This is a genomic window from Tritonibacter litoralis (genome assembly GCF_009496005.1).
Classification (GTDB): domain Bacteria; phylum Pseudomonadota; class Alphaproteobacteria; order Rhodobacterales; family Rhodobacteraceae; genus Epibacterium; species Epibacterium litoralis.
Map to the genome: position 1 here is coordinate 52322 of NZ_WIBF01000003.1, position 25748 is coordinate 78069.

The window sequence follows — 25748 nt, forward strand, 5'->3', positions numbered from 1 at the left end:
ACAGCGGCCCAAAGGGCCGCTTCAGAGTCCCAGAACGTCCACCATATCATATTCACCCGGGGCCTTGCCCTGCCCCCAAAGCGCGGCTTTGACAGCACCGCGCGCGAAAATAGCCCGGTCGGTGGCCATGTGGCGCAAAATGATACGTTCGCCTGCGGCGGCAAAAAGAACGTCGTGTTCGCCCACAATGTCACCGCCCCGGATCACCGAGAACCCGATATCGCCCTTCTTACGTGCGCCAGTGATCCCGTCGCGCGCGCGGTCTTCAACGTCCGTGAGCTTGACGCCACGTCCTTCGGCGGCGGCTTCGCCCAGCATCAATGCGGTGCCTGACGGCGCGTCGACCTTGTGATGGTGATGGGCTTCGATCACTTCGATGTCAAAGTCTTCATCCAACGCAGCCGCGACCTTTTTGGTGAGCTGCATCAAGAGGTTCACGCCCAAACTCATATTGCCGGCACGTACAATCGGCGTTTTCTGCGCCGATGGTGCCAGCTGAGCGATCTGATCTTCGGTCATGCCAGTGGTGCCAATAACATGAACGCACCCGGCCTGGGCTGCCAGCTTGGCAAACGCAATCGTAGCCTCGGGGGCGGTGAAATCGATCACCGCCTCGGCTTGTGTGAAAGCCGCCAACGCATCATCGGTGACAGTAACGCCCAAGGGAGTCCCCCCCATCGCTTCGCCCAGATCGCGGCCGACCCAGTCATGGCCTGTACGTTCCACTGCGCCAGCCAGCCTTGCCTTGTCGCTCTCCAGAACCGTCTTGATCAGCATTTGTCCCATACGCCCCGAGGCGCCGGTGATCACAATTCCGGGGAGGTCAGTCATGGCTCTGGTCCTTTGATAAACGTGCTGAAATCCTCCTACAGCGGCTGGCAGCGCTTGGCAAAGGGAGGAAATCGGCATAAATCGGAAATATGGCAAAGAACAAATTTCATGATGGTCCCGGTCCTTCACAACGTCAGCTCCGTGTGGGAGAGCTGATCCGCCGCACCCTGTCTGAGGTGCTGGCGCGTGGCGATATTCATGACCCCGACCTCAACCGTATGTCGATCACTGTGGGAGAGGTGCGCACCTCGCCGGATCTGAAAATCGCAACCGCCTATGTGCTGCCCTTGGGTGGACAGGGCCAAGATCAAGTGGTGCAGCTGCTGGCGCGCAACAAAGCAGAGCTGCGCAGGGTCATTGGCAAGAAACTGGGGTTGAAGTTCACTCCTGATCTGCGCTTCCAGCTGGATCAGACCTTTGATCAGATGGATGAGACCCGACGGATGCTGGATCAGGACGCGGTGCGCCGCGATATCGACGAGTGATCCGTGTCGCCTGCTTTTTTCTGTGCTTTTGCATAGCGTTGGCAGGCGGGGCACCGCGCGCCCAGGCGGTTGAATGCCGCAACATCTCATATGAGAGCAATCGCTATTCGATCTGCGAAGTCGACGCAGTCCACGAGCAGCTGCGGCTGTTTCTGCGGGATGATGCCGGCAATGTGATCGGTCATTTCTCAAGCCTGGACAAGCAGCTCGACGCGGTTGGACAAGTGCTGAGTTTTGCCACCAATGCCGGCATGTATCACGCGGACCGCTCACCGGTTGGTCTGTTTGTCGAACAGGGCGAAGAGGTCATGCACCTGGTGCCCAATGCGGGTCCGGGCAATTTTGGATTGTTGCCTAATGGGATCTTTTGCATCCGTCAGGGGCGGGCGGATGTGTTTGAAACGCTCGCCTTTCGCGACAGCGGCGTGACCTGTGATTATGCCACCCAATCGGGTCCGATGCTGGTGATCGACGGTGCACTGCACCCTCGTTTTCTGCCTGATTCGACCTCCTATTATGTGCGCAACGGGGTTGGCACCTCGGCGGACGGCACCCGTGTGGTTTTTGTGATCTCCCGCAATGCAGTGACCTTTCACCAGTTTGGCAGCCTGTTTCGGGACCACCTGGAACTGCCCAGTGCCTTGTATTTTGACGGCAATATCTCGCGGCTGCATGCACCACAGATCGGACGTAGCGATGCGGGCTTTATGATGGGGCCGATCGTTGGCGTTGTAGAGGACAAAGTCAATTGACCGAAATCCTCCTTTGGCCGCCCGTTTGAATTGACAGCACCGGAGGCTTGGGCTACCTCGCGCGCCTCATCACAGACACAAGGGTAGGCAATGGCACGCAAACGCAAAGGGCGCGATATTTCTGGCTGGCTGGTTATCGACAAACCGGCTGGGATGACCTCGACCGCGGTTGTGAACAAGGTCCGCTGGGCGATGGAAGCGCAGAAGGCAGGCCATGCGGGCACGCTGGACCCTGAGGCTACGGGCGTTTTGGCCATTGCTTTGGGTGAAGCCACCAAGACCGTGCCGTTTATCACCGATGCGATGAAGGCCTATACCTTTACCGTGCGGCTGGGTCAGGCCACCAATACGGATGATGCCGAAGGCGAAGTCATAGCCGAAAGCGATGCGCGCCCGACGGATGAACAGATCAAGGACGCTTTGCTGCCGTTTCTGGGTGAGATCCAGCAGGTGCCCCCCAAATTTTCCGCCGTGAAGGTTGATGGGGAGCGCGCCTATAAGCTGGCGCGCGACGGGGAAGACGTCGAACTGGCGGCGCGCCCCTTGTGGGTGGAAGAGCTGTTCCTGATTGACCGTCCCGACGCCGATCACGTGGTATTGGAGATGACCTGCGGCAAAGGCGGCTATGTCCGCTCTATCGCACGGGATCTGGGTGAGGCTTTGGGGTGTCACGCCCATGTCAAAGAACTACGCCGGATCTGGTCCGGTCCCTTCGAAGTCGAGGATGCGTTGAAATGGCCGGATGTGGAACGGATGGAACGCACGCCAGAACTCGACACGCATATGCGTCCTTTGGAACAGGGGCTGGATGGTCTGCCCGAGGTCAAATGCACGTCCGAGGGCGCGGTGCGCCTCAAAAACGGCAATCCGGGCATGGTCATGCCCAATGATGAGGTCGAATACGGGGATGAAGCCTGGGCCTCGATCGAAGGCAAAGCTGTGGCTGTAGGCATCTACAAATCCGGAAGCCTGCATCCCAGCCGGGTGTTCAACCAGTAACCCTGCTTGCGTCATAGCCTCGCCCATGGCATGGCGCGGGGCATGTTTACACGCCATCATACCAAGGGCGATGCGCCCTCCTCTGCGGTGTATTCCGAATGCGAGACCTATCGCTATGCGCTGACACGGGTCTGGGATACTTCCGGCAGACGGGTGATGTTTGTGATGCTGAACCCGTCCAAGGCAACCGAGGTTCAAAACGACCCGACCATAGAACGCTGTGAACGCCGCGCCCGCACCCTAGGGTTTGGAGGTTTTCGGGCCACAAACATCTTTGCCTATCGCGCCACCGATCCTCGCGATATGCGCGCTGCAGATGCGCCTGAGGGGCCTGCAAATATGGAGACCCTGCGCGAGGGCGCGGATTGGGCGGATACAGTGATCTGCGCCTGGGGCACACATGGGGCCTATCGAAACCAGGGCCCGCAGGTCGCGGAATTGCTGCGCGGGACAGGGAAACCCTTGTATCATCTTGGTCTTAGCAAGGCGGGGCACCCAAAACACCCGCTGTACATCGCCTATGTCCAACAGCCACAGCTGTGGGTATAGTTTACAGCACTCGCCAGATGTTCTCTTTTTGTTTCACGCAATTTAAAGGTGTTTGACGCACAATTTGGCGACCCTGACTGATTTCAGTGTTGGAGATGGTGCTGATGTTCTTGATTGCCAGTGTTATGACCCTCGTCGCTGCAAGCGGTTTTTTGTTTGTGGGCCAATCTGACGACGACACCGATTCTGACGGCGGTGAGGGGCGCGCAGAACCCTCTGAGGACGCCAGCCGCCCTGCCGATCTTGATGTCACGCCTTTGGATGAGTTTCTGGGCGATGAGGCACAAGACCAACCGGTGCTGGGCAGCATTGGTGCCGACACAATGGAAGGCGGCATGGGGGATGATCTGCTGCACGGCCTCGACGGGCCAGATCAATTCAATGGCCGAGAGGGCGCTGACACAGTTCTGGGCGGCGCAGGTCAGGACATGATCCATGGCGCTGAGGGCGACGACAGTCTGATGGGCGGGGCCGACGCAGATGTGTTGCACGGCGAAGATGGCGATGATTGGTTAAGCGGCGGATCTGGAGACGATCAGATCTTTGGGCATTTTGGCAATGATGTCATTGACGGCGGAGCCGGTGACGACAGCGTGCATGCGGGACAAGGCAGTGATTATCTGGACGGCCAGGACGGCGACGATGCGCTGCACGGCAATGATGGGGACGACACATTGGTTGGCGGATTGGGGGCTGACACTTTGTTTGGCGGCTATGATGCCGATCTCATTCTGGGGGACGATGACGATCTGCAAGATTATTTGAACGGCGGCGCAGGGGCAGACACGCTGTTTGCCGGAACAAATGACATTGTTACCGGCGGCAGCGACGCAGATCAGGTTGTGGTCAGTGACGCCGAAGACAGCGATGGCATTCAGATCATAGACTTTGAACCTGGCGTGGACGAGCTGGTCATCCCCTGGGATTTTGATCCGCTGGATCCGCCCATTGTTGCCATCCAACCCGCCCTGGACGCGCCGGATCAGACAGAGGTACGCGTGGATGACCACCTGGTCGCGACGCTGGCTGCTGGTACCCAGATTGAAATGGCGGATATCATCTTGCAATCCACAACGGCGGGCACGCCACTGACGCAGATCTGAGCAACGCTCTGGGACTTAGCCTTTGCCAAATCCGCAAAATCGGATTATACGCGCCCATCCGCGGGATTCGTTTTGGATCCGGCGGTTTTCTCCATGGGCCTGTGCTGGACGACATCCCGGCCTGCGCCATTCACCTTTAACCCAAAAGGAGACCCCGATGTCGATCACTGCTGAAGAAAAAGCACGCGTCATGAAAGAATTCGGCACCAAGGACGGCGACACCGGTTCGCCTGAAGTCCAGGTTGCCATCCTGACCTCGCGCATCAACACGCTGACCGAACACTTCAAAACCCACAAAAAAGACAACCACGGTCGCCGTGGCCTTTTGAAGATGGTTGCGCAGCGTCGTAAGCTGTTGGACTACCTGAAAGGCAAAGAAGAGGCACGTTACGCTGACCTCATCAAACGCCTGGGCATCCGCCGCTAAGGTATTTTCGACCACAAGTCGAGCAGCCGCGTCCCCCGCATCAAACCGGGGGCGCGGTTTTTTTGTATGGCACATCTGGCGGCTTGAGCTTCGTCACAATATGTGCTTGTTACGATATAACATAGCACACAATGAGAGAAACAATGGCTGATACACGCTTGCCGGTGACAGTCCTGTCCGGATTTCTTGGCGCAGGAAAAACCACGCTGCTGAACCGTATCCTGAACAACCGCGAAGGGTTGCGGGTGGCAGTGATTGTGAACGATATGTCCGACGTCAATATTGATGCCGAACTGGTGCGGGCCGGGGGCGCGGACCTCAGCCGGACCGAAGAGACATTGGTTGAGATGTCCAACGGCTGCATCTGCTGCACCTTGCGCGATGACCTGCTGGATGAAGTCCGCCGTTTGGCCGAGGAAAAGCGGTTTGATTACCTGTTGATCGAATCCACCGGTATCGCCGAGCCGCTGCCGGTTGCCACCACCTTTGAATTCCGCGACGAAGACGGTGACAGCCTGGTTGACGTGGCGCGCCTGGACACCATGGTGACCGTGGTGGATGCGGTGAACTTGCTGCGTGACTTTGCCAGCCATGATCTGCTTGAAGACCGTGGCGAGACATTGGGCCCCGAGGATGACCGGACCCTGGTACATCTGCTGACAGATCAGCTGGAATTTGCGGATGTTGTGGTTTTGAACAAAGTGGATGACGCAGGCCCCACAAACACTGACGCGGCCCGCAAGATCATCCGCAGCCTGAACGCAGACGCCAAGATTATTGAGACGTCTTTTGCCAAGGTTGCGCCAGAAGAGATCCTGAACACCGGTCTCTTTGACTTTGAAAAGGCGCATGAACATCCCATGTGGGCCAAGGAGCTGTATGGCTTTGCTGATCACACGCCGGAAACCGAAGAATACGGCATTCAATCCTTCACATACCGTGCGCGTGCGCCATTTGATCCGGTGCGAATTCATAAGCTGCTGAACAGCCCGCTGGATGGGGTGATCCGCGCCAAAGGCCATTTCTGGGTTGCCACCCGTCCCAAATGGGTGGCCGAATTCTCGCTTGCCGGTGCATTGTCCAGCGTTGCGCCCCTGGGCACCTGGTGGGCCTCAGTATCCGAGGATCGCCGCCCCCCGCAAGCCGCGGAATACCTGGCAAATGTCTGGGAAGAACCATTTGGGGACCGCCGCCAGGAGCTGGTGTTTATTGGCGCGGGCATCGACTGGCCCAAGCTGGAGGCCGAGCTGGACGATTGTCTGATGGCAGAGGTCACGCCCAGCGATCTGGATTCGCTGGCCGATCTGCCGGATCCCTTCCCTGCGTGGCGTACCGCGCACGAAGCGGCGTAAGTGGCGCGGCACGGCAACCGAGGGGACACCGGCCTACGCAGCCGGGTCCGCCCAGGCGATCCCATGGAAGCGTTTGACCGGTTGCCGCCGGAGTTGAGAAAATGGATGACCGGGGCTAATTTGCCCTGGTCTCCGAAATCCTGCGATCGGATCTGGCAAAAGGCCAAAAAAAACGGCCTTCCGGTGGCTGAGCGATTGATCCTGCTGGACCAAATCGAAGCTGCCACCCTGCGCAAAGCCCGCAATTCTGTGGTCTGATCTGCGGGCCCGAAATTAATTTCAAAAAACCTGTCACAGTTCTGGGTACCCCACGCTCTTTATTTATGTCCCGTCGGATAAATCGGCGGTCATTGATATGGAGAGACAAGATGAAAACCTTTGACGTTCAATCTATTGGCATCGAAAAACCCGCCGCCGCTGTGTATGAGTTTATCGCCCGTCCGCAGAACCTGACCCAATGGACCAACGCTTTTGAGCGTGCCGACGAAACCTCGGCTGATCTGGTGACGCCGGCTGGTGCGGTCCCCATTCAGCTGAAGACCGTCGCCAACGCAGAGGCCGGTTCGGTCGACTGGCATATGACCTTCCCTGATGGATCCGTTGGCACCGCTTTTTCCCGCGTGACACCGGATGGCGCAGAAAAATCCATCTATACCTTTGTTTTGATGGCACCGCCTGTGCCGTTGGAAGCATTGGAGGGTGCGCTGCAGGAGCAAATGGGTATTCTGGCCAAGGAATTGGTGGATCTTAAAACACAGCTGGAAGCATGATCGTTTTTGATGAGCAGCAGATCAGAGAAGCGTGCGCGGGAAACCGCGCCGCTTTGGAGGCGATTGTACGCGCGGCCGAACGGCCCATTTTCAATCTGGCGCTGCGGATGCTGGCCAATCGCGCAGACGCCGAGGACGCCACCCAAGAAATCCTGATCAAGATCATCACCCACATCGGGGCTTTGCGTGACATCAATGCTGCCGGAGCCTGGGCAATGCAGATTGCCTGCCGGGATCTGATGGGCCGCCGCAAACGTGGCCGGGTTGAATCCATGCGCCTGACGTTTGAAGGGTTTACTGCCGATCTGGACCACGGGCGTCAGGATCTGGCCGACGGCACCCTGTCGCAGGCGGAAACAACCCTAGCGCTGGAAGAGGTCAAGGTCGGCTGCACCCTGGCGATGTTGACCTGTCTGCAACGGCCCGCCCGCATGGCCTATATCTTGGGCGAGATCTTTGAGATGACCGACCAGGAAGCCGCCCATGCGATGGATATCACCCCGGCTGCCTTTCGCCAGCGGCTGACACGGGCGCGCAAGGCGGTCACCGAATTTGTCACCCAAACCTGTGGGGTGGTGTCCGCTGAAAATCGCTGTCGCTGCGCTTCACGTATTACACCTGCATTGGCGCAGAAGAGGATCCACAAAGGGCAGTCTGAATTCGGATTGGACAAAACCCCGCGCCACACACCCAATCAGATATCGGCATATGTGCGTCAGTTGGAACAGGGGCGCGCGACCGCAGCGCTGATGCGCTCGAACCCGGATTTTCCAACAGAAGTTGGTGCGATGGTGTTGTCCCTGGTGGATGTGCAAGCGTCAGAGGGCAAATCTCTGCGCGCGCCTATATAAAAGGCTTCTTTGCAAATCTTCCAAATTCAGCTAATGACCGAGCATCTGAGACGATGTGCCCGGACCCTGGCACGCGAAAGAAAGATAAATGGGGTCGGCGGCAATGGGGCCGCCACGCAAACGGAAGACCCGGGATACGCCTGGGAGCGCTTCCAATTAGGATACGAAACGTATGTTCGACGTTACCAAAAAATCGATGCAGTGGGGCGAAGACACGCTGACACTGGAAACTGGCAAAATCGCACGTCAGGCCGACGGCACCGTGATCGCCACTTTGGGCGAAACCAGCGTTATGGCCAACGTGACCTTTGCCAAGGCACAAAAGCCCGGTCAGGATTTCTTTCCGCTAACCGTGCACTACCAAGAAAAATACTATGCCGCCGGTAAAGTTCCCGGTGGTTTCTTCAAGCGTGAAGCGCGTCCGACCGAAAAAGAGACGCTGACCGCGCGTCTGATCGACCGTCCGATCCGCCCGCTGTTTGTCCCTGGCTTCAAAAACGAAGTTCTGGTGATGTGTACCGTGCTGTCCCACGATCTGGTCAATGACCCGGATATCGTGGCGATGATCGCAGCTTCTGCCGCGCTGACCATTTCCGGCGCGCCGTTCCGTGGTCCGATTGCCGGTGCACGTGTGGGCTTTGTGGATGGTGAATATGTCCTGAACCCAACCGTGGATGACATGCAGGACCTGCGTCTGAACCCGGAACAGCGTCTGGATCTGGTTGTTGCCGGCACCAAAGACGCCGTGATGATGGTGGAATCGGAAGCTTACGAGCTGACCGAGGACGAAATGCTGGGTGCGGTGACCTTCGCACACGAGCAGCTCCAACCGGTCATCGACCTGATCATTGATCTGGCCGAAGAAAGCGCCAAAGAACCGTTTGAGTTCAAAGCGCCAGACTATTCGGAACTGTTCGAAGTGGTGAAAGCTGCAGGCGAAGAGAAAATGCGCGCAGCTTACGCGATCAGCGACAAGCAAGAGCGTGTTGCAGCGGTTTCTGCTCTGAAAGAAGAGATCATCGCAGGTCTCTCTGAGGAGCAGCAAGAAGACGAAAACCTCGGCTCCGCGCTCAAGAAGCTGGAATCCGGCGTTCTGCGTGGCGACGTTGTGAAAAACGGCCGCCGCATCGACGGTCGTGCCCTGGATCAGGTTCGCGCGATCGAGTGCGAAACCGGCCTGTTGCCGCGGACCCACGGTTCGGCTCTGTTCACACGTGGCGAGACCCAAGGTCTGGTTGTGACCACTTTGGGCACTGGCGACGATGAGCAGTTCATCGACAGCTTGCACGGCAACTTCAAATCGAATTTCCTGCTGCATTACAACTTCCCGCCCTATTCGGTTGGTGAAGTTGGCCGCGTGGGCTCCCCCGGTCGTCGTGAAATCGGTCACGGCAAACTGGCATGGCGTGCGCTGCAGGCTGTTCTGCCGGCACCGACCGACTTCCCTTACACCGTGCGTGTTGTCTCCGAGATCACCGAATCCAACGGCTCTTCCTCGATGGCATCCGTCTGTGGTGGCTCTCTGTCCATGATGGACGCGGGCGTTCCGCTGAAGGCACCGGTTGCTGGTGTTGCAATGGGTCTGGTTCTGGAAGACGACGGCTCATACGGCATTCTGACCGACATCCTGGGTGACGAAGACCACCTGGGCGACATGGACTTCAAAGTTGCGGGTACTGAAGCAGGCATCACCAGCTTGCAGATGGACATCAAGGTTGCAGGCATCACGCCTGAGATCATGAAGTCTGCATTGGCACAGGCGAAAGAAGGCCGGATGCACATCCTGGGTGAAATGGCGAAATCTCTGACCGAAGCGTCCGAGTTCTCCGCTCATGCGCCGCGTATCGAGACCATGAACATCCCGACCGACAAGATCCGTGAAGTCATCGGCTCTGGCGGTAAGGTGATCCGTGAGATCGTTGAAACCTCCGGTGCAAAAGTCGACATCAACGACGACGGCGTGATCAAGATTGCGTCTGCCAACGGCGAAGCGATCCAAAAAGCCTATGACATGATCTATTCGATCGTGGCTGAGCCCGAAGAAGGACAGATCTACACCGGTAAAGTTGTGAAGATCGTCGACTTTGGTGCCTTTGTGAACTTCTTTGGCAAGCGCGATGGTCTGGTGCACGTGTCCCAGATCCTGAACAAACGCCTGAACCACCCGTCCGACGTTCTGAAAGAAGGTCAGGAAGTGAAAGTCAAACTTCTGGGCTTTGACGATCGCGGCAAGGTGCGTCTGTCGATGAAAGTTGTCGATCAGGAAACCGGCGAAGAGATCGTCGAAAAGAAAGACGACGCAGAGTAATCTGCCTCTGCGATCAAGGCGCATCCCTTCTGGGGTGCGCTTCTTCTATTTCTGTCTTTCCGATTTCAGGACATGCGAAGCATTGTCTGGATCAGTGCAGACCGTTTGAAATTAGAATAGGACAGCCAATGAGCCCCTCTTGGTCCCTGTCGGATGTCACCGTCATCAGCGTGAGCTATAACAGCTCTGCTGTTCTGTCAGACATGATTGCATCGCTGCCCAAAGGCGTCAGAACCATCATCGTCGACAACAGCGGTCAGGACGCGAAAGCGTTGCGCCAACTCTGCCACTCGACCGGGGCATCGCTTCTGTCAAACGGAGCCAATTTGGGCTTTGGCGTCGCCTGCAACACAGGGGCAGAGGCGGCCACAACCGAGTTTTTGCTGTTCCAGAATCCCGATACACTTGTGGACCCTGGTGCAATTGAAGCGCTCCTGAAAACCGCAGCCCAGTACGACGAAAAAACCGTGCTCACGCCGCGTATTGCCAACAGCAAGGGGCGGCCGAATTTCAAACGTCGTTCCGTTCTGTTGCCACGCAGCGAATGGTTGCCCAGTGGCTGGCCCGCATCCGAACAAGAAGTGCCTGTGGTTTCAGGGGCTGCGATCTTTGTACGTCGAAGCCTGTTTCAGGACATCGCATTTGATCCCAATATTTTCATGTATCATGAAGACGATGACTGGTCGTTGCGGATCCGTGCCGCCGGAGGTCGTCTGATCTTTGTTCCAGAAGCCCACATGAGCCACCGCTCCGGCCATTCATCAGGGCGCAATCCTGATATTGCCAGGTTCAAAGCCTTCCAATTGGCTAAATCCAAAAGCTACGCTTTGCAAAAACACAACGTCCGCCTGCCCCGGGCCCGTACGATTGTGGAAGCCTATGTGCAGATGTTGAACCCGGTGAATCTGGTTAATGCACGACGTCGCGCCAGATGTCTGGGATTTCTGCACGGTGCGTTACACCCTGAAAAATCCTATGCCTCGCCCAAAGATCTTGTGAACCGTCGGCCACAATAAGCGCAGCTTAATTGGTTGCGCCCGTCGCGGGCGCAAACCTGTTCTTTGCCGCTGTGCTTACTCAGGCGCTTTGGTTTTGCGCAGGTAAGGGAAGATGGTTTCGAACTCGCCAAACTTCGCCTTTGCGTCTTCGTTGGAGACCGCAGGCGGAATGATGACGTCTTCGCCCGGCACCCAGTTGGCTGGAGTTGCAACACCTTTGCCAGACATCTGCAGACCGTCCAAGGCACGTAGGATCTCAGCAAAGTTACGGCCCACGGTCATCGGATAGGTCATCGACAGTTTCAGCTGCTTGTCCGGGCCGATGATGAACACAGACCGTACGGTGGCGCTGTCTGCAGGTGTGCGACCATCGGGCAGGTAAGCTTCGGCAGGCAGCATGTCAAAGGCTTTGGAGACTTCAAGACCCGCATCTGCGATGATCGGAAACGCGGCTGGCGCTTTGCCATAGGCTTCGATATCGCCTTTCCATTTGCGGTGATCTTCGGCGCTGTCGACTGAGACGCCGATCACTTTGGTGCCGCGTTTTTCCCATTCCTCAGACAGTTGTGCCACTGCCGAAAATTCAGTTGTGCAGACCGGGGTGAAGTCTTTTGGATGGCTGAACAGGATCGCCCAGCTGTCACCAATCCAATCGTGAAATGTGATGGTGCCCTGGTCGGTTTCAGCCGTGAAATTCGGGACGGTATCGTTAATGCGCAAGCCCATGTCGGGTCTCCCTTATGCGGAAAGTGCGAGGCGCTGGTCACCCCTCGCTCTTTAATGTTGTTTCCCCGCGCAGAATTGCAATCGCACAGCCGGAATACCAGATGAATTTATAGGAATTTTTGTTCCCTTCACACGGCACACCCAACAATTTGATCAAATCCCAAGAATACAACTTGTCTGGGTGCGGTCCGGATGACAGACTATTGCAAAACAGCGTTGAACCGGGAGTTTTCGACATGCTTGAGAAGCGCGATTTTTATATTAATGGTCAATGGGTTAGCCCGACTGAAGGGCGGGATCATCACGTAATTGACCCCTCTACCGAAGAAGCCTGCGCCGTGATTTCCCTTGGCGGGCAAGCCGATACGGATGCGGCAGTGGCCGCAGCCAAGGCCGCTTTGCCAGGTTGGATGGCGACCCCAGTGGCTGAGCGGATCGCCAAGGTTGAGACGCTGCTTGGCATTTATGAGCGCCGTTCCGAGGAGTTGGCGCAGGCAATGTCATTGGAGATGGGGGCGCCTCTGGATCTGTCACGCGGCTCTCAGGCGGGTGCGGGCAGCTGGCATTTGCAGAACTTTATCACAGCTGCCAAAAATTTCGAATTCGACCACCCGCTGGGGGATCATGCCCCCAATGACCGGATCATCCACGAGGCTGTGGGCGTTGCCGCCTTGATCACGCCCTGGAACTGGCCAATGAATCAGGTCACGCTTAAGGTGGGCGCAGCTGCGATTGCGGGCTGCACCATGGTGTTGAAGCCCTCAGAAGAAAGCCCGCTGAACGCCATTCTCTTTGCGGAGATGATGGATGAAGCAGGTTTCCCACCGGGTGTCTTTAACCTTGTGAACGGCGATGGTGTGGGGGTCGGCACCCAGCTGTCGGTGCATCCGGATGTGGATATGGTCTCTTTCACCGGATCAACCCGCGCGGGCACGGCGATCTCCAAAGCGGCTGCAGATACGCTGAAACGCGTGCATCTGGAGCTGGGTGGCAAGGGCGCCAATCTGCTGTTTGACGACGCAGATGACAAGGCGGTGAAGCGTGGCGTATTGCATATGATGCAGAACACCGGCCAAAGCTGTAATGCTCCAAGCCGTATGCTGGTTCAGCGTGGGATCTATGACCGGGTGGTGGAAGAGGCTGCACAGGTTGCTGAAACCGTCACTGTTGGCCCCGCATCGGAAGCAGGTCGCCACATCGGCCCGGTGGTTAACGAAGTGCAGTGGACCAAGATCCAGGCGCTGATCGAAAAAGGCATTGAAGAAGGCGCGCGGCTGGTTGCTGGTGGTCCGGGCCGTCCCGAGGGGTTTAACAAGGGGTTCTATGTGCGGCCCACCGTTTTTGCCGATGTGAACAACCAAATGACCATCGCGCGCGAAGAGATCTTTGGCCCGGTGCTGTCGATCCTACCCTTTGACACCGAAGAGGAAGCCGTCGCGATTGCCAATGACACGCCTTATGGTCTGACGAACTATGTGCAGACGCAAGACGCGGATCGCGCCAACCGTCTGGCCCGCCAGCTGCGGTCCGGCATGGTGGAGATGAACGGCAAATCCCGCAGCGCCGGTGCGCCCTTTGGCGGTATGAAACAGTCCGGCAATGGTCGTGAAGGTGGCGTCTGGGGGATCGAGGATTTCCTGGAAGTCAAATCCGTCAGCGGCTGGACCCCGGAATAATCCAGATATTGGAACCGCCCCTGATGTGTTTGGGGGCGGTGTCTTCAGAAATCCGCCTTGGCGCGGAAACGCAAGGATGCGCCGCTGTCAGGGTGTTTGATCCGCAGCTCCTCGGAATGGAGCATCATGCGCGGATGCTCCAATGCCGCATCACTGGCATACAACGGATCGCCTAGGATCGGATGCCCCAGTGACAACATATGCACCCGCAGCTGGTGGGATCGCCCTGTCTTGGGCGTAAGCCGCACGCGGGTTTCATCTTCTCCGTATTTTACCACTTTCCAATCGGTGATCGCAGGTTTTCCTGTCTCGTGACACACCATCTGCCGCGGGCGATTGGGCCAATCCACGATCAACGGCAGATCCACCGTGCCCGAACGGGGCTCTAAACAACCCGCCAGCCGCGCCACATAGGTCTTTTTGGTGGTGCGTTTTTCAAATTGCATCGACAGGTGACGCTGGGCATGGGCCGTCAGGCCAAATACCATCACCCCTGAGGTATCGCGGTCCAGCCGATGCACCAGCAGCGCCTCAGGAAAGACCGCCTGAATACGCGCGATCAGACAATCCGCAAGATGCTCCCCCCGCCCCGGCACGCTCAGAAGGCCTGCAGGTTTGTTCACCACCAGGATCTCGGCGTCGTGGTGCAGAATGTCCAAAGGATCCTGTGGCGGGTTATATGCGCTGGAAACTGTCATGGCCGTTGCCTAGCCTGCACCGCCCTCAAGGGCAAGGTTGGGGCTGACAGAATGGTGTCTTGCGTCACCAAGGCAAGCCCTCTCAAATAACACAGAAACCGCCGGAGCCCAGCCATGACCCGTCCCGATATCCATCTGTTTACCGCCGCAACCATGAATGGCTACAAGCCTGTGATTTTTCTGGAAGAGGCTGGGGTGCCTTATGATCTGACGGTGATTGATTTTGCCAAACAGGATCAGAAAACACCCGAGTTTCTGCGCCTGAACCCCAATGGGCGGATCCCGGCGATGGTTGATCGAAGCGCGGATGACTTTGCGGTTTTTGAGAGCGGCGCAATCCTGTGGTATCTGGCTGAGAAATACGATTGCTTCCTGCCCACCGACAGCCGCGCGCGGTCCGAGACCCTGCAATGGCTGATGTTCCAGATGGGTGGGGTGGGGCCGATGATGGGACAAGCCATGTATTTCCAACGCATTGCCGCGCCAAATGGCGAAGACAACCCCTTTGCCATCGCGCGCTATGTCGCCGAAAGCCGCCGCCTGCTGGAGGTGTTGAACACGCGGCTTCGGGGTCGCGAATGGCTGGCTGGGGACTCGATTTCGGTGGCGGATATGGCCATGTACCCCTGGGCGCGTGCCTATCCCTGGGCCAAGGTCTCAATCGACGCGCTGCCCCATCTGCAGGCCTGGTTTGAACGTATGGACGCACGTCCTGCTGTGCAAAAAGCACTGACCATCCCCCACGCCCGCCCGTTTTTCTGGGGTGCAGGTGATGAAGCAGAGTTTGCACGGCAAAACGCCAGCAACTTCTCCCAAGATGTGAAAAAGGGCTGATCCTCAGCCCGACTGCGTCCGCATTTGTCGGACCAAGGACACCGAATAAATCACCAGCGCGGCCCAGATCAGCGGGAACGCGATTTGGCGCGCTCGGTCAAACTCTTCCCCAAAGACCAAGACTGCCGTCAGGAAAATCATCGTGGGTGCGATGTATTGCAAGATGCCGATGGTCGAAAGGCGCAGCTGTTTGGCTCCATTGGCATAGAAAATCAACGGAACCGCTGTGACCACGCCACAGCCCATCAGTAACATCGTATCAGACCATGAAACTGCAAAATGGTTCTCTCCGGTGGCCACCAAATAGCCGAGGTAGCCCAGCGCAAACGGCGTCAACAAAAGCACTTCCATCATGAACCCCTGATTGGGTCCAATGGGCAGCGACTTTTTGAAGTAGGCGTAAAATCCCCAAGACAGAGTCAGCGCGACCGAGACCCAGGGCAATGATCCGGCTTGGATTGTCAGGACAACCACTGCAAAACTCGCAAGCGCAATAGCGATCCCCTGTGCTTTGGTCAGCCGTTCTCCCAGAAGGATGGCCCCCAAGGCGACACTAAACAATGGGTTTATGTAATACCCCAGCGCCGCGTCCAAGGCTTTGCCCGCGCCGATGGACCAGACATAAACGCCCCAATTGAACGAGATCAGCGCCGCCGTGACCATGCCCATTTTGAGGCTGCGGGGCGTGCGAAGAGCTGTCACCAAATCCTGGGTCCGGCGCAGGATCATCAACAGGGCGGCGGCGATCGGCAGGGACCACAGGATTCGATGCACAACAACTTCAGCCGGAGAAATATGCGCAACCAATTTCATATAAAGGGGCAGAAACCCCCAAAGAACATAGGCCGTCACCGCAAAGCCCAGGCCCGCCGGTGTATCCCGGTTATCTGAATTGGTCATATCGCGCTCCTCCAATCTGGGCTTAGATCAGAAGCGAGACGGTGCAAATTCACCGTTTGTGAGGGCGCGCATCACGAAAACTAATTGATGGCTGTGATGCGCGCCCTTGGGGTCAGACCTTTACCCGTTCGGATTTCGGGTCATACATCGGTTTCAACGAAGCTTCGGCGCGCACCCGCGTACCACAGATGTCGATCTCATAGGTTGAGGCCAGAACATCCGTCGCCTTTTCCCCGGCACAGGGCACATAACCAAGGCCCACAGCCGCCCCCAGCGTGTGCCCATAGTTACCAGAGGACAAGTAGCCGACGGTTTTGCCGTCCCGCAAAATCGGTTCATTGTGGAACAGCAAAGGCTCTGCCTCGGTCAGCTTGAACTGAAGCAACCGCGCCTCTGGTCCTGTTTCCTTGCGTTTGATAACAGCCTCCCGACCGATGAAGTCACAACCCTTGTCGACTTTCACCGCAAACCCAAGACCGGCATCCACAACATGGTCTTCGCAAGTGATGTCATGGCCAAAGTGGCGATAGCCCTTCTCGATCCGGCAACTGTCCATCATATGCATACCACAAAGCTTCAGCCCCATGTCCTGCCCTGCCGCATGCAGGGTTTCAAACACATGGCCCGCCATATCCGAGGACATATAGATCTCCCAACCCAGTTCCCCGACATAAGTCACCCGATGCGCACGGGCGAGGCCCATGCCGATCTCGATCTCTTGTGCGGTGCCAAAGGGGTTGGCCTCGTTCGAGAAGTCATTGGGGCTCACGGCCTGCAACAGCTTCCGGGCATTGGGGCCCATGATCGCCAGCGTGCCTTCCCCAGCGGTGACATCAGTGATCACCACGTTGAATGCGCCCTGATGACGCCGCATCCAAGTTTGGTCCGCGAGGCGGGTCGCTGCGGGGGTCACCACTAGATAGGCACATTCCGACAGACGCGTGACGGTGACATCCGCCTCGATCCCGCCGGTGGTGTTCAGGAACTGAGTATAGACAATCTTGCCCACCGGGCAGCTGTAGTCGCCGCCGCCAATGTAGTTCATAAACGCCTCGGCATCAGGCCCTTCGACGCGGATTTTGCCAAAGGACGACATGTCATACATGCCGACGTTTTCCCGGATCGCACGGTGTTCCGCGGCAGAATTTTCAAACCAGTTCTGACGCTTCCAGCTGTAGTGGTACTGCCGCTCTTGCCCTTCGTTGGCAAACCAGTTGGCCCGTTCCCAACCCGCCAATTCACCAAAAACAGCGCCTGCATCCTTGAGATGATGATGGAACGGCGAGCGACGCACGCCGCGCGCTGTGGCCTTTTGCCGATAGGGGAAGTGGTCGGCATACAACAGGCCCAAGGTCTCTTTTGACCGTTCAAACAGGTATTGTTTGTTACCTTGGAACGGCTGCATGCGGGAAATGTCCACATCACCAAGGTCAAAGGGTTTCTCGCCCGTGTCCATCCACTCCGCCAAGGCCTGTCCCGCGCCACCTGCGGATTGAATACCAATCGAGTTGAAGCCAGCCGCGACCCAGACATTGTCCATCTCGGGCGCAAGACCCAGGTGATAGGCGTCATCGGGGGTAAAGCTTTCGGGCCCGTTGAAGAAGGTGTGAATGCCGGCTTCGGCCAACATGGGAACGCGGTTCACAGCCTGTTCCAGGATCGGTTCAAAATGATCGAAATCCTCGGGCAGCTGGTCGAATTCGAAACTGTCCGGGATACCTTCCATGGCCCAGGGCTTGGCATTGGGCTCAAAGGCGCCCAACAGGATCTTGCCTGCGTCTTCTTTGTAATAGGCGCATTCGTCCGGCACACGCAGAACCGGCAACTGGCTGAGGCCGTCGATGTTTTCGGTCACGATATAGAAATGCTCACAGGCATGCAGCGGCACATTGACGCCCGCCATCCGGCCAACCTCGTGCCCCCACATGCCGGCACAATTCACCACCATGTCACATTCGATATGACCCGAGGCAGAGCCATCATCGGCGACCCAATCGACGCCGGTTACAGTGCGACCGGTTTTAGCGATCTCGGTGACCTTCACACGCTCCTGAATGCGCGCGCCACCTTGACGTGCGCCTTTGGCCAGAGCCAGCGCGATATTGGCCGGATCCCCCTGCCCGTCCAACGGAAGATAAACCGCGCCTTTGACATCCTCCAAGTTCACATGCGGATAAAGCTCTTTCACCCGCTCGTTTGAGATCTCTTCAACCTCAACCCCAAAGGCACGCGCCATGGCGGCCTGACGCAGGATCTCTTCGTGACGTTCTTCGGTCAGGGCAACGGTGATGGAACCGTTGCGTTTAAACCCTGTCGCAACGCCGGTTTCTTCTTCCAGTGCGCCATAAAGCTCCTGGCTGTACCGCGCCAGTTTGGTCATGTTCGCCGTGGCGCGCAGCTGCGCAATCAGGCCCGCCGCGTGCCAGGTGGTGCCACTGGTCAGCTGCTTGCGCTCCAACAGAACCACATCTTTCCAGCCCTTCTTGACCAGATGATACGCGACCGAACAGCCGATTACTCCGCCGCCAATAATGACCACGCGCGCTTTTTGGGGCAGATCCACCATATCCGTAACTCCAGTTGTCTTTTTCTTTGAATGCCTGAAAACCGTCAGGCAAAAGGCGTCAAAACCGTCAAAATTCGGGGTTATTCGGCGGCTGCCATACGTTTAGATTTCCGCAACGCGGCCGGGGTAACGCCAAAAAACCCCTTGTATAGAGACGAAAACCCATTGGGGAATCCGCAGGCCATCCCTACGTCGCGCACACACATCGAGGTATTCAACAACAGATTATTGGCCCGATGCATGCGGATCTTCCGGTAAAACTGATTGGGCGAAACACCAAGTCGAGCCTTGAACTTTCGTTCCAGCGAACGGGGTGAGATCCCGATTTGGGCAACCAGATCGGAAATCGGCACCGGCTCTTCGATGTTTTCCTGCATGATCTGGATCGAGTGGTCCAATTCCGGATCCCCCGTGCGCGCAATTGCGCCGCCGTTTACGGGCTGAAGCGTTCCTGGATCACGCACCGTGTCATGCAGAAGGATATTAGCCACGGTTGTCTGTGCGGCGGTTGAGATCAGCCTGCCAATCAGGCCCAACACCACATCGACCGTGGCCTCAAGCCCCGCACAGGTCACCACTTGGCCGGTGTCACTGGCAAATTGGCTCTGGGTTTCAAACACGCCGTGACGTTCGCGTAACAGCGTGGCGTTTTCCCAATGGGTGGTAAAGGTTCCGCTGTCTTCTTCTTGAATAAAACGGGCAGCGGCCTCGGCCAGCAGATAAGTTTTCGTCCCGGCATAGAAATACCGGCTGAGCACCCGACGCAGCGACAAGTCCGGCGCGTCTGGATCGGAATTCCCCAACACAAAGAGGAACTGCGCCGTAGGACGTTCTGGCACCTCTTCCGTCTCGACCATCACATCGCAGGGGTTGCGCCGCAGCCCACCTCCGACCGATAGGAAAGACCAAGTAAAGGCCTCATGCGCCAGGGTTCGATTACAGATCCTCAGCGTATCTGTAATGGCTGAGAGCTCGGACAGGACAAATCCGTCACATAGGATAATGTCAAAATGCCAGCTTTGTTGTGCATTCATAAGCTTCATGTCCGAGCTCCCGTTTGGTTTATGCGCGCAAGCGCTCGTTTTCCGGATCCCACAGTGGCGCGTCTTCTTGCACCACGGCTTTGCAGATCTCACCGAAGATGTTGATTTCCAGCTCGGTGCCGGGAACGGCCAACTCAGGACGCACAACACCCAGCGCGATCGACGCGTTTACCCGATAGCCATAGTTGCCCGACGTGGTTTCACCAACAACTTCGCCATCCTTGGTGATGGTCGACATATAGGGCGCATCCGAAGTGGGTGCGTCGACGATCAGGGTGACAAAAGCTTTCTTGCTGCCCGCGTCGGATTCGGCGGCCAGGGCGGCCTTACCCGGGAAGTCCTGTTCCTTGTTCAGGCGCACAAACCGGCCCAGACCCGCTTCGAACATGGTGTAATCGGTTGACAGGTCGCCTTTCCACGTGCGGTAGCCTTTCTCGATCCGCATGGAGTCTAGCGCGTACATGCCAAATGGGGCTGCACCTGCGTCGCGGATGGCCGTGTAAACCGCAGCCACGTTTTCCGTTGGCACATGAACTTCCCAGCCCAGCTCGCCCACAAACGACACACGTGCCATCAGCGCAGGCTGACCCGCAACCGTTGCGTTTTGCAGCGACAACCAGCCGGCCGACAGATCCGCATCCGAGATGCCAGCGAACAGCTCACGTGACTTTGGACCGGTCACCAGCAAGGTGGTGAAGTCTTTGGACACATCGGTCAGTTCCAGACCTGCAGGCAGGTTGCGCCACAGCAGTTCATAATCGTGCCATTGGGCCACAGCCGCTGTCATCAGGGTAAAGTCGTCGTCACCGTGACGGATACAGGACATCTCGGTTACGACACGACCGCGGCTGTCGGTAAAGTAGACCAGGTTCATGCGGCCAACTTTTGGCAGGGCGCCGGCAACTTGTGTGCGCAGCCATTCCGCAGCCCCTTCACCGCGAAGGGTGAAGCGCGAGAAACCACACATGTCGATGACACCAACGCCGTCGCGCACCGCTTCGACTTCACGCTTCACAGCGGCCGTCCAAGAGCCTTCGCGCGCCCATGTTTCGGTGCCCTCTTCCGAGGTGTCTTCGCCTTCGGCGGCAAACCAGCACGCACGCTCCCAACCGTTGAAAGCACCCATTTGTGCGCCATCTGCAATCATACGCTCGTGGTTGGGCGACAGTTTCTTGTTCCGGCCTGCGGGCCACTGATGGTGCGGGAAGTGCATGGCATATTCGTGGCCATAGGTCTCCAGCGCCTTAGCGTGACAGAAGTCAAAGTCCGCGTGGTCGGTATAGCGGCGGCTGTCCACGGCCCACATATCCCACTCGGTTTCGCCGTCGATGATCCATTCAGCCATACATTTACCGGCACCGCCGGCCTGCACGATACCAAAGGTAAAGCTGTGCGCTTCAAAGGCATTTTTCACACCCGGCATTGGGCCCATCAGCGGCAGACCATCCGGCGCATAGGGGATCGGGCCGTTGATGTTGCGGCCAACACCAGCGGTGCCCAGCTGCGGAACCCGCGCCATTGCGTCTTCGATGTACCATTCCAGGCGGTCCAGATCGTCGGGGTACAGCTGGAACGAGAAGTCATCAGGCATCGGATCGTCTTCGGTGACCCAATGCGCTTTACAATTGCGCTCATAGGGGCCGAGGTTCAGGCCGTGAGTGTCCTGACGCAAATAGTATGAGCTGTCCACGTCGCGCACCATCGGCAGGTGCTTGCCATCGTTGGCTTCGGAGAATTTCGCAACATCTTCGATGCGCTCGGTCAGGAAATACTGGTGCGACATGACAACCATGGGCACGTCACGACCGCCATAGGGCTTGAACCACTCACCAATGCGGGCGGCATAATAACCACCGCAGTTCACAACATATTCGGCGTGGATGTCACCTTTGTCGGTGTGCACGATCCAAGTGTTGTCTTCTTTTTGGGTCACGCCGGTGGCGGGGCAGAAACGCTGGATGTTAGCGCCGAGATCACGTGCGCCTTTGGCCATCGCCTGTGTCAGCTGAGAGGGGTCGATATCCCCATCGAGCGGATCCCACAGAACCGAGTCGAGATCATGGGTTTCCAGGAATGGATAATACTGCTTGGCCGCTTCAGGCTCCAACATGTCCATTTGCAGACCCTGGTAACGCGCCATGGATGCCACGCGTTCAAATTCTTTGGTCCGCTCTTTGGTGTGACCCAGACGCAGCGCACCGGTCACGTGATAATTGATGGGGTAATCAACATCTTCGGCCAGGGTACGGTACATTTCCAGCGAGTAGCGCTGCATGTTCATCACCGCCCAGGACGCCGAGAAGTTCGGACAGTTGCCCGCCGCGTGCCAGGTCGATCCTGCCGTCAGCTCGTTCTTTTCAAGAAGCACACAGTCGCTCCAGCCCGCCTTGGCCAGGTGGAAAAGTGTGGACACACCGATTGCGCCGCCGCCGATGATGACAACCCGGGCGGTTGTTGGAAAACTAGACATGTTCAGATCCCTTGAGGGTTTTGGTTATTTAGGGTGTTGCGGTAATCCGTCGGCGATTTCGTAGTAGTCGCTCTTTTCGTTGACAAAGATGTGCTTCTCGAGCTGGAGGCCGGTGGGTTTGGTCACCGAGCCCAGCGAAAAGCTGATCTGATCCTCGCCTGCGCCGTGCCAAAACAGAAACGAACCGCAGATCGGGCAAAAACCGCGTTTTGCGTGTACTGAGGCCTGAAACCACGTCACCGTACCGTTGATTGTCAACGCATCTTCATGCACCTGGGCTGATGCCCAGACGCCCCCGGATTGTTTGCTGCATTGCGCGCAATGGCACATGCTGGCAGAGGTGGGGGAGGCTTCGGTTTCATAAGTGACCTGGCCACAAAGGCAGCTGCCGGTGATCATCTTCGTCCTCGTTTCTTAGTTGCTTGGCGCATCAGTAGACTGGGGGCGCGATTACCCAAATGGCAACCGCTGGTTCTTCATAAGGGTTCTCCCATTGATAGGTATCGTGGCGAATGCGAAAACTGTCGCCCGGGCCGACATCGAATTCCTGCGCGCCAATGCGCAGTTTCAAACGCCCGGAAATCATATAGCCCACCTCTTGTGTTGGGCGTTTGGCTGGGATCTGCATGCGGGACCGGGGGGCAAAGGTGGAATGCACCATTTCAAAATCATCGGTCAGATCTGGCGACAGCAGCTCTTCGACAAGCCCTTCCTCTCCGGACCCCATAGGCCGCCGCGCCTCGGCGCGTACGATGAACCCCTGTTCATGGGATGGGGCCGCGGAATGGGCAAACAACATCGACACAGGAACGTTCAGGCACTTTGCGATCTGGCGTAGATCCGAAATGCTGGGCTCTGATTTGTCCCGCTCCACCTGGCTGAGCCAGCCCACCGAACGGCCCAGCGCTTCGGCCAAATCGGTGAGTGTCAAACCACGCGCTTTGCGCAACGCCCGAAGGTCGGCACCCAAAGTCTCGCTGGTGGGGGTTAAATCGTTCACTGGACTTCCCATGAAATTTTTCTCTCTTTTTTCACAGAGCCTGAGAGTCGTGAAATTTTCAAGGATTTTTTCACGTGCCAGATTAAAGAAAAGGGCGCGCTCCTTTAGAACGCGCCCAAAATGCACAACTTTTCAGCACCTATAGGACGTCAGACACGTTCAATCGCAATGGCCGTGCCTTCACCACCACCAATGCAAATAGCAGCGATTCCCCGTTTCAGACCGCGTTTTTCCAGCGCATTCAGCAGCGTGACGATGATCCGCGTGCCCGAAGCGCCAATGGGATGCCCCAACGCACAAGCGCCACCGTTCACATTTACACGATCACGCGGGATGCCCATTTCATGCATGAACGCCATAGGCACCACTGCAAAGGCCTCATTTACCTCCCACAGATCCACGTCCTCTTTCGTCCAACCAATGCGTTCCATCAGCTTTTGTGCGGCGGGAACCGGCGCGGTTGTGAACCAACCCGGCGCATGGGCGTGGCTTGCATGGCCGACAATGCGCGCCCGCACGTTCAGTCCCTGCGCCGCAGCCGCTGATTCGGAGGCCAAAACCAAAGCCGCTGCCCCATCCGAGATGGACGATGCATTTGCCGCCGTCACTGTCCCATCCTTGCGAAAGGCCGGGCGCAGTGTTGGAATCTTTTCAGGCCGGGCGCTTTGCGGTTGTTCATCGGTTTCAAAGACGGTTTCGCCCTTGCGGGACGCGACGGTGACGGATGTGATCTCACTGTCAAACGCGCCGTCTTCTTGGGCGCGCAAGGCATTGGACAGCGATTGCAGCGCATATTCGTCCTGCGCTTCGCGGGTAAACTGATATTTTTCAGCGCAATCCTCGGCAAAATGGCCCATGAGCTTACCCTTGTCATAGGCATCTTCCAGTCCATCCAGGAACATGTGGTCCTGGGTCTGCCCATGGCCAATGCGCGCACCACCCCGCATATTGGGCAAAAGATAAGGCGCGTTTGTCATGCTTTCCATACCACCGGCCAAAATGGTTGCAGTGTGCCCCAACGCGATCTGGTCACAGGCCATCATCGTGGCCTTCATACCCGAACCACACATTTTGTTCAGCGTTGTGGCTGGGACCTCCTCTCCCAACCCGCCTTGAAACGCAGCCTGCCGCGCAGGCGCCTGCCCTAAACCTGCAGATAAAACGCAGCCCATCAAAACTTCGTCAACACTTGTCGCTTTAGCATTGTACAAAGCAGCGGTAATCGCTGCGCCACCAAGATCGGGAGCAGAAACATCTGAAAACATGCCCTGAAACCCGCCCATTGGGGTGCGACTTGCACCTGCAATAACTACATTTTCCATTCAATCTCCTCCAATTTTAGGTGAAACTCTTACCCGATAGAAAGAAATGTCGGATAGGTTACACTGCGGAAACTACACTTACCCGGGGAACACAATGACACTCACCAGCACAATGATTGACGGCGCCCAGGTGGTAACTGTCAACGCTGAGCGTATTGATGCAGCAATGGCAATCCAATTTAAAGAGGACATGCGCAGCCAGACGGACAATGGACCTGAGCGTGTGATCCTTGACCTGTCTGAAGTCAAATTTATCGACTCCAGCGGTTTGGGCGCCATCGTCGCTGCGATGAAACAACTGGGCGGCGGCCGCAAGCTTGACCTGGCGGGTTTGACACCTGTGGTCGACAAAGTTTTCCGCCTGACCCGTATGGACACTGTGTTTAGCCTGTATCCCACGCTTGATGAAGCAACGGGTGGCATGACTGCCAACACCTGAACCGGCATTTAGTTTTGTCTCAAAGAGTACAATCAATGGAAGAAACTTTTGCCTTCTCCTTTACGGCCACCGAGTTGGAGGCCCGGACAGGGATCAGTTCAGTGGTTGACCAGTTGCGTGATTGTGGACTTCCCGAAGCGCGCATCGGCGAAGTGCAGATCGCGCTGGCAGAAGCTGTTAACAACGTGGTTGAACATGCCTATGCGGACAACACACCGGGTGATGTGAATATCAGGTGCCAGCTCGAAGATGAAAAGCTTTCCATCTATATTCGAGACGCAGGTGCGCCGCTGCCAAAAGGTCAACTTCCCGCCGGGAGAGCCCAGGCTTTGGATGGTCCGACCGAGGAACTGCCCGAAGGGGGATTCGGCTGGTTCCTTATTCGCGAGTTGACCAGCGACATCAAATACGAACGGAGCGACGGGCAGAATAACCTATTGCTGAGTTTCGAGATTCAGGTCCGCCCCGCATAGTTTAAAACGCCAAACCCACAGCCTTTTCCAAATACCGGGTGCCGAACCACAATAAATCCGCCACGACGCCTGCGGGTCGTACAGTCACACCTACAGATACGTGACCGTTTCAGAGCGCAAAACAACTTGCATATCCAATCCTCGAAATCCACGCTGAGCCCAGGTTTTGAACCTCA

The 25748-nt window shown here is 57.1% G+C and carries 26 protein-coding genes; 16 read left to right on the forward strand and 10 right to left on the reverse strand.

What is annotated here, in order from left to right; genetic code table 11:
* Positions 1-21: 21 nt before the first annotated feature.
* Positions 22-831 (reverse strand): 4-hydroxy-tetrahydrodipicolinate reductase, encoded by an 810-nt coding sequence (dapB, locus tag GFB49_RS06510; protein ID WP_153215053.1) that lies wholly within the window; start codon positions 829-831, stop codon positions 22-24.
* Positions 832-920: 89 nt separating this feature from the next.
* On the opposite strand from dapB, the gene rbfA reads away from it, so the two are divergent.
* The 12 genes from rbfA (at position 921) to GFB49_RS06570 (ending at position 11443) form a co-directional block, all read left to right on the forward strand.
* Positions 921-1316, forward strand: coding sequence for a 30S ribosome-binding factor RbfA (gene rbfA, locus GFB49_RS06515; RefSeq protein WP_153215054.1), 396 nt, complete (start codon positions 921-923; stop codon positions 1314-1316).
* A gap of 32 nt (positions 1317-1348) precedes the next feature.
* A complete protein-coding gene (locus tag GFB49_RS06520; protein WP_343032516.1) occupies positions 1349-2068 on the forward strand; it encodes a phosphodiester glycosidase family protein in 720 nt (239 codons plus the stop codon).
* A gap of 90 nt (positions 2069-2158) precedes the next feature.
* Positions 2159-3067: a tRNA pseudouridine(55) synthase TruB gene (gene truB / locus GFB49_RS06525; protein WP_153215055.1), complete on the forward strand. Its 909-nt coding sequence runs from the start codon at positions 2159-2161 to the stop codon at positions 3065-3067.
* Positions 3068-3109: 42 nt separating this feature from the next.
* Positions 3110-3616 carry a DUF1643 domain-containing protein gene (locus tag GFB49_RS06530; RefSeq protein ID WP_153215056.1) on the forward strand — a complete coding sequence of 169 codons (507 nt, stop codon included), beginning with the start codon at positions 3110-3112 and terminating at the stop codon, positions 3614-3616.
* A 104-nt stretch (positions 3617-3720) separates the two neighbouring features.
* On the forward strand, positions 3721-4719 hold the full coding sequence (locus tag GFB49_RS06535; RefSeq protein ID WP_194269281.1) for a calcium-binding protein: 999 nt from the start codon (positions 3721-3723) through the stop codon (positions 4717-4719).
* Positions 4720-4876: 157 nt separating this feature from the next.
* Positions 4877-5146, forward strand: coding sequence for a 30S ribosomal protein S15 (gene rpsO / locus GFB49_RS06540; RefSeq protein WP_153215058.1), 270 nt, complete (start codon positions 4877-4879; stop codon positions 5144-5146).
* Positions 5147-5289: 143 nt separating this feature from the next.
* Positions 5290-6498 carry a GTP-binding protein gene (locus tag GFB49_RS06545; protein ID WP_153215059.1) on the forward strand — a complete coding sequence of 403 codons (1209 nt, stop codon included), beginning with the start codon at positions 5290-5292 and terminating at the stop codon, positions 6496-6498.
* Positions 6499-6756, forward strand: a complete 258-nt coding sequence (locus GFB49_RS06550) for a DUF6525 family protein (protein WP_343032495.1) — start codon at positions 6499-6501, stop codon at positions 6754-6756.
* A 110-nt stretch (positions 6757-6866) separates the two neighbouring features.
* The gene (locus GFB49_RS06555; RefSeq protein ID WP_153215061.1) at positions 6867-7268 is read left to right on the forward strand and encodes an SRPBCC family protein; all 402 of its coding nucleotides are present in this window, start codon (positions 6867-6869) and stop codon (positions 7266-7268) included.
* Positions 7265-8119, forward strand: coding sequence for an RNA polymerase sigma factor (locus GFB49_RS06560; RefSeq protein ID WP_153215062.1), 855 nt, complete (start codon positions 7265-7267; stop codon positions 8117-8119). Before GFB49_RS06555 ends, GFB49_RS06560 begins: the two co-directional genes overlap by 4 nt.
* Positions 8120-8291: 172 nt before the next feature.
* Positions 8292-10427, forward strand: a complete 2136-nt coding sequence (pnp, locus tag GFB49_RS06565) for a polyribonucleotide nucleotidyltransferase (RefSeq protein WP_153215063.1) — start codon at positions 8292-8294, stop codon at positions 10425-10427.
* Positions 10428-10555: 128 nt separating this feature from the next.
* The gene (locus GFB49_RS06570) at positions 10556-11443 is read left to right on the forward strand and encodes a glycosyltransferase family 2 protein (protein ID WP_153215064.1); all 888 of its coding nucleotides are present in this window, start codon (positions 10556-10558) and stop codon (positions 11441-11443) included.
* Between the two features lie 57 nt (positions 11444-11500).
* On the opposite strand, the gene GFB49_RS06575 is transcribed toward GFB49_RS06570, so the two are convergent.
* Positions 11501-12151, reverse strand: coding sequence for a peroxiredoxin (locus GFB49_RS06575; protein ID WP_153215065.1), 651 nt, complete (start codon positions 12149-12151; stop codon positions 11501-11503).
* A gap of 236 nt (positions 12152-12387) precedes the next feature.
* Between GFB49_RS06575 and GFB49_RS06580 the strand changes: the two genes are divergently transcribed.
* Positions 12388-13827: an aldehyde dehydrogenase family protein gene (locus GFB49_RS06580; protein ID WP_153215066.1), complete on the forward strand. Its 1440-nt coding sequence runs from the start codon at positions 12388-12390 to the stop codon at positions 13825-13827.
* A gap of 44 nt (positions 13828-13871) precedes the next feature.
* Here the strand turns inward: GFB49_RS06580 and GFB49_RS06585 are convergent, their stop codons facing one another.
* The gene (locus GFB49_RS06585; protein WP_153215067.1) at positions 13872-14525 is read right to left on the reverse strand and encodes an RluA family pseudouridine synthase; all 654 of its coding nucleotides are present in this window, start codon (positions 14523-14525) and stop codon (positions 13872-13874) included.
* A 114-nt stretch (positions 14526-14639) separates the two neighbouring features.
* Here GFB49_RS06585 and GFB49_RS06590 point away from each other — a divergent pair, with 114 nt between their 5' ends.
* Complete coding sequence (locus tag GFB49_RS06590; protein WP_153215068.1) at positions 14640-15359, forward strand: glutathione S-transferase family protein; 720 nt, start codon at positions 14640-14642, stop codon at positions 15357-15359.
* 3 nt (positions 15360-15362) lie between these two features.
* On the opposite strand, the gene rarD is transcribed toward GFB49_RS06590, so the two are convergent.
* From rarD to GFB49_RS06625, 7 genes are all read right to left on the reverse strand, one after another.
* Positions 15363-16259, reverse strand: coding sequence for an EamA family transporter RarD (rarD, locus tag GFB49_RS06595; protein ID WP_153215069.1), 897 nt, complete (start codon positions 16257-16259; stop codon positions 15363-15365).
* A 112-nt stretch (positions 16260-16371) separates the two neighbouring features.
* Positions 16372-18825 carry a GcvT family protein gene (locus GFB49_RS06600; protein ID WP_153215070.1) on the reverse strand — a complete coding sequence of 818 codons (2454 nt, stop codon included), beginning with the start codon at positions 18823-18825 and terminating at the stop codon, positions 16372-16374.
* An 80-nt stretch (positions 18826-18905) separates the two neighbouring features.
* The gene (locus tag GFB49_RS06605; RefSeq protein WP_153215071.1) at positions 18906-19868 is read right to left on the reverse strand and encodes a GlxA family transcriptional regulator; all 963 of its coding nucleotides are present in this window, start codon (positions 19866-19868) and stop codon (positions 18906-18908) included.
* Between the two features lie 19 nt (positions 19869-19887).
* Positions 19888-22338 (reverse strand): GcvT family protein, encoded by a 2451-nt coding sequence (locus GFB49_RS06610; RefSeq protein WP_153215072.1) that lies wholly within the window; start codon positions 22336-22338, stop codon positions 19888-19890.
* A gap of 24 nt (positions 22339-22362) precedes the next feature.
* A complete protein-coding gene (locus GFB49_RS06615) occupies positions 22363-22737 on the reverse strand; it encodes a GFA family protein (protein WP_153215073.1) in 375 nt (124 codons plus the stop codon).
* 31 nt (positions 22738-22768) lie between these two features.
* A complete protein-coding gene (locus tag GFB49_RS06620) occupies positions 22769-23350 on the reverse strand; it encodes a helix-turn-helix domain-containing protein (protein WP_153215074.1) in 582 nt (193 codons plus the stop codon).
* A gap of 137 nt (positions 23351-23487) precedes the next feature.
* Complete coding sequence (locus tag GFB49_RS06625; protein ID WP_153215075.1) at positions 23488-24660, reverse strand: thiolase family protein; 1173 nt, start codon at positions 24658-24660, stop codon at positions 23488-23490.
* 94 nt (positions 24661-24754) lie between these two features.
* Between GFB49_RS06625 and GFB49_RS06630 the strand changes: the two genes are divergently transcribed.
* Both GFB49_RS06630 and GFB49_RS06635 read left to right on the forward strand, forming a co-directional pair.
* Positions 24755-25099 carry an STAS domain-containing protein gene (locus GFB49_RS06630; protein ID WP_153215076.1) on the forward strand — a complete coding sequence of 115 codons (345 nt, stop codon included), beginning with the start codon at positions 24755-24757 and terminating at the stop codon, positions 25097-25099.
* Positions 25100-25134: 35 nt separating this feature from the next.
* Entirely contained in the window at positions 25135-25572 is a 438-nt protein-coding gene (locus tag GFB49_RS06635; RefSeq protein ID WP_153215077.1) for an ATP-binding protein, read from the forward strand.
* Positions 25573-25748 lie beyond the last annotated feature (176 nt).

Coding starts and splice junctions, on each gene's coding strand:
- dapB (WP_153215053.1), bottom strand. CDS start 831: ATGACTGACCTCCCCGGAATTGTGATCACCGGCGCCTCGGGGCGTATG.
- rbfA (WP_153215054.1), top strand. CDS start 921: ATGGCAAAGAACAAATTTCATGATGGTCCCGGTCCTTCACAACGTCAG.
- truB (WP_153215055.1), top strand. CDS start 2,159: ATGGCACGCAAACGCAAAGGGCGCGATATTTCTGGCTGGCTGGTTATC.
- GFB49_RS06530 (WP_153215056.1), top strand. CDS start 3,110: ATGTTTACACGCCATCATACCAAGGGCGATGCGCCCTCCTCTGCGGTG.
- GFB49_RS06535 (WP_194269281.1), top strand. CDS start 3,721: ATGTTCTTGATTGCCAGTGTTATGACCCTCGTCGCTGCAAGCGGTTTT.
- rpsO (WP_153215058.1), top strand. CDS start 4,877: ATGTCGATCACTGCTGAAGAAAAAGCACGCGTCATGAAAGAATTCGGC.
- GFB49_RS06545 (WP_153215059.1), top strand. CDS start 5,290: ATGGCTGATACACGCTTGCCGGTGACAGTCCTGTCCGGATTTCTTGGC.
- GFB49_RS06555 (WP_153215061.1), top strand. CDS start 6,867: ATGAAAACCTTTGACGTTCAATCTATTGGCATCGAAAAACCCGCCGCC.
- GFB49_RS06560 (WP_153215062.1), top strand. CDS start 7,265: ATGATCGTTTTTGATGAGCAGCAGATCAGAGAAGCGTGCGCGGGAAAC.
- pnp (WP_153215063.1), top strand. CDS start 8,292: ATGTTCGACGTTACCAAAAAATCGATGCAGTGGGGCGAAGACACGCTG.
- GFB49_RS06570 (WP_153215064.1), top strand. CDS start 10,556: ATGAGCCCCTCTTGGTCCCTGTCGGATGTCACCGTCATCAGCGTGAGC.
- GFB49_RS06575 (WP_153215065.1), bottom strand. CDS start 12,151: ATGGGCTTGCGCATTAACGATACCGTCCCGAATTTCACGGCTGAAACC.
- GFB49_RS06580 (WP_153215066.1), top strand. CDS start 12,388: ATGCTTGAGAAGCGCGATTTTTATATTAATGGTCAATGGGTTAGCCCG.
- GFB49_RS06585 (WP_153215067.1), bottom strand. CDS start 14,525: ATGACAGTTTCCAGCGCATATAACCCGCCACAGGATCCTTTGGACATT.
- GFB49_RS06590 (WP_153215068.1), top strand. CDS start 14,640: ATGACCCGTCCCGATATCCATCTGTTTACCGCCGCAACCATGAATGGC.
- rarD (WP_153215069.1), bottom strand. CDS start 16,259: ATGACCAATTCAGATAACCGGGATACACCGGCGGGCCTGGGCTTTGCG.
- GFB49_RS06600 (WP_153215070.1), bottom strand. CDS start 18,825: ATGGTGGATCTGCCCCAAAAAGCGCGCGTGGTCATTATTGGCGGCGGA.
- GFB49_RS06605 (WP_153215071.1), bottom strand. CDS start 19,868: ATGAAGCTTATGAATGCACAACAAAGCTGGCATTTTGACATTATCCTA.
- GFB49_RS06610 (WP_153215072.1), bottom strand. CDS start 22,338: ATGTCTAGTTTTCCAACAACCGCCCGGGTTGTCATCATCGGCGGCGGC.
- GFB49_RS06615 (WP_153215073.1), bottom strand. CDS start 22,737: ATGATCACCGGCAGCTGCCTTTGTGGCCAGGTCACTTATGAAACCGAA.
- GFB49_RS06620 (WP_153215074.1), bottom strand. CDS start 23,350: ATGGGAAGTCCAGTGAACGATTTAACCCCCACCAGCGAGACTTTGGGT.
- GFB49_RS06625 (WP_153215075.1), bottom strand. CDS start 24,660: ATGGAAAATGTAGTTATTGCAGGTGCAAGTCGCACCCCAATGGGCGGG.
- GFB49_RS06630 (WP_153215076.1), top strand. CDS start 24,755: ATGACACTCACCAGCACAATGATTGACGGCGCCCAGGTGGTAACTGTC.
- GFB49_RS06635 (WP_153215077.1), top strand. CDS start 25,135: ATGGAAGAAACTTTTGCCTTCTCCTTTACGGCCACCGAGTTGGAGGCC.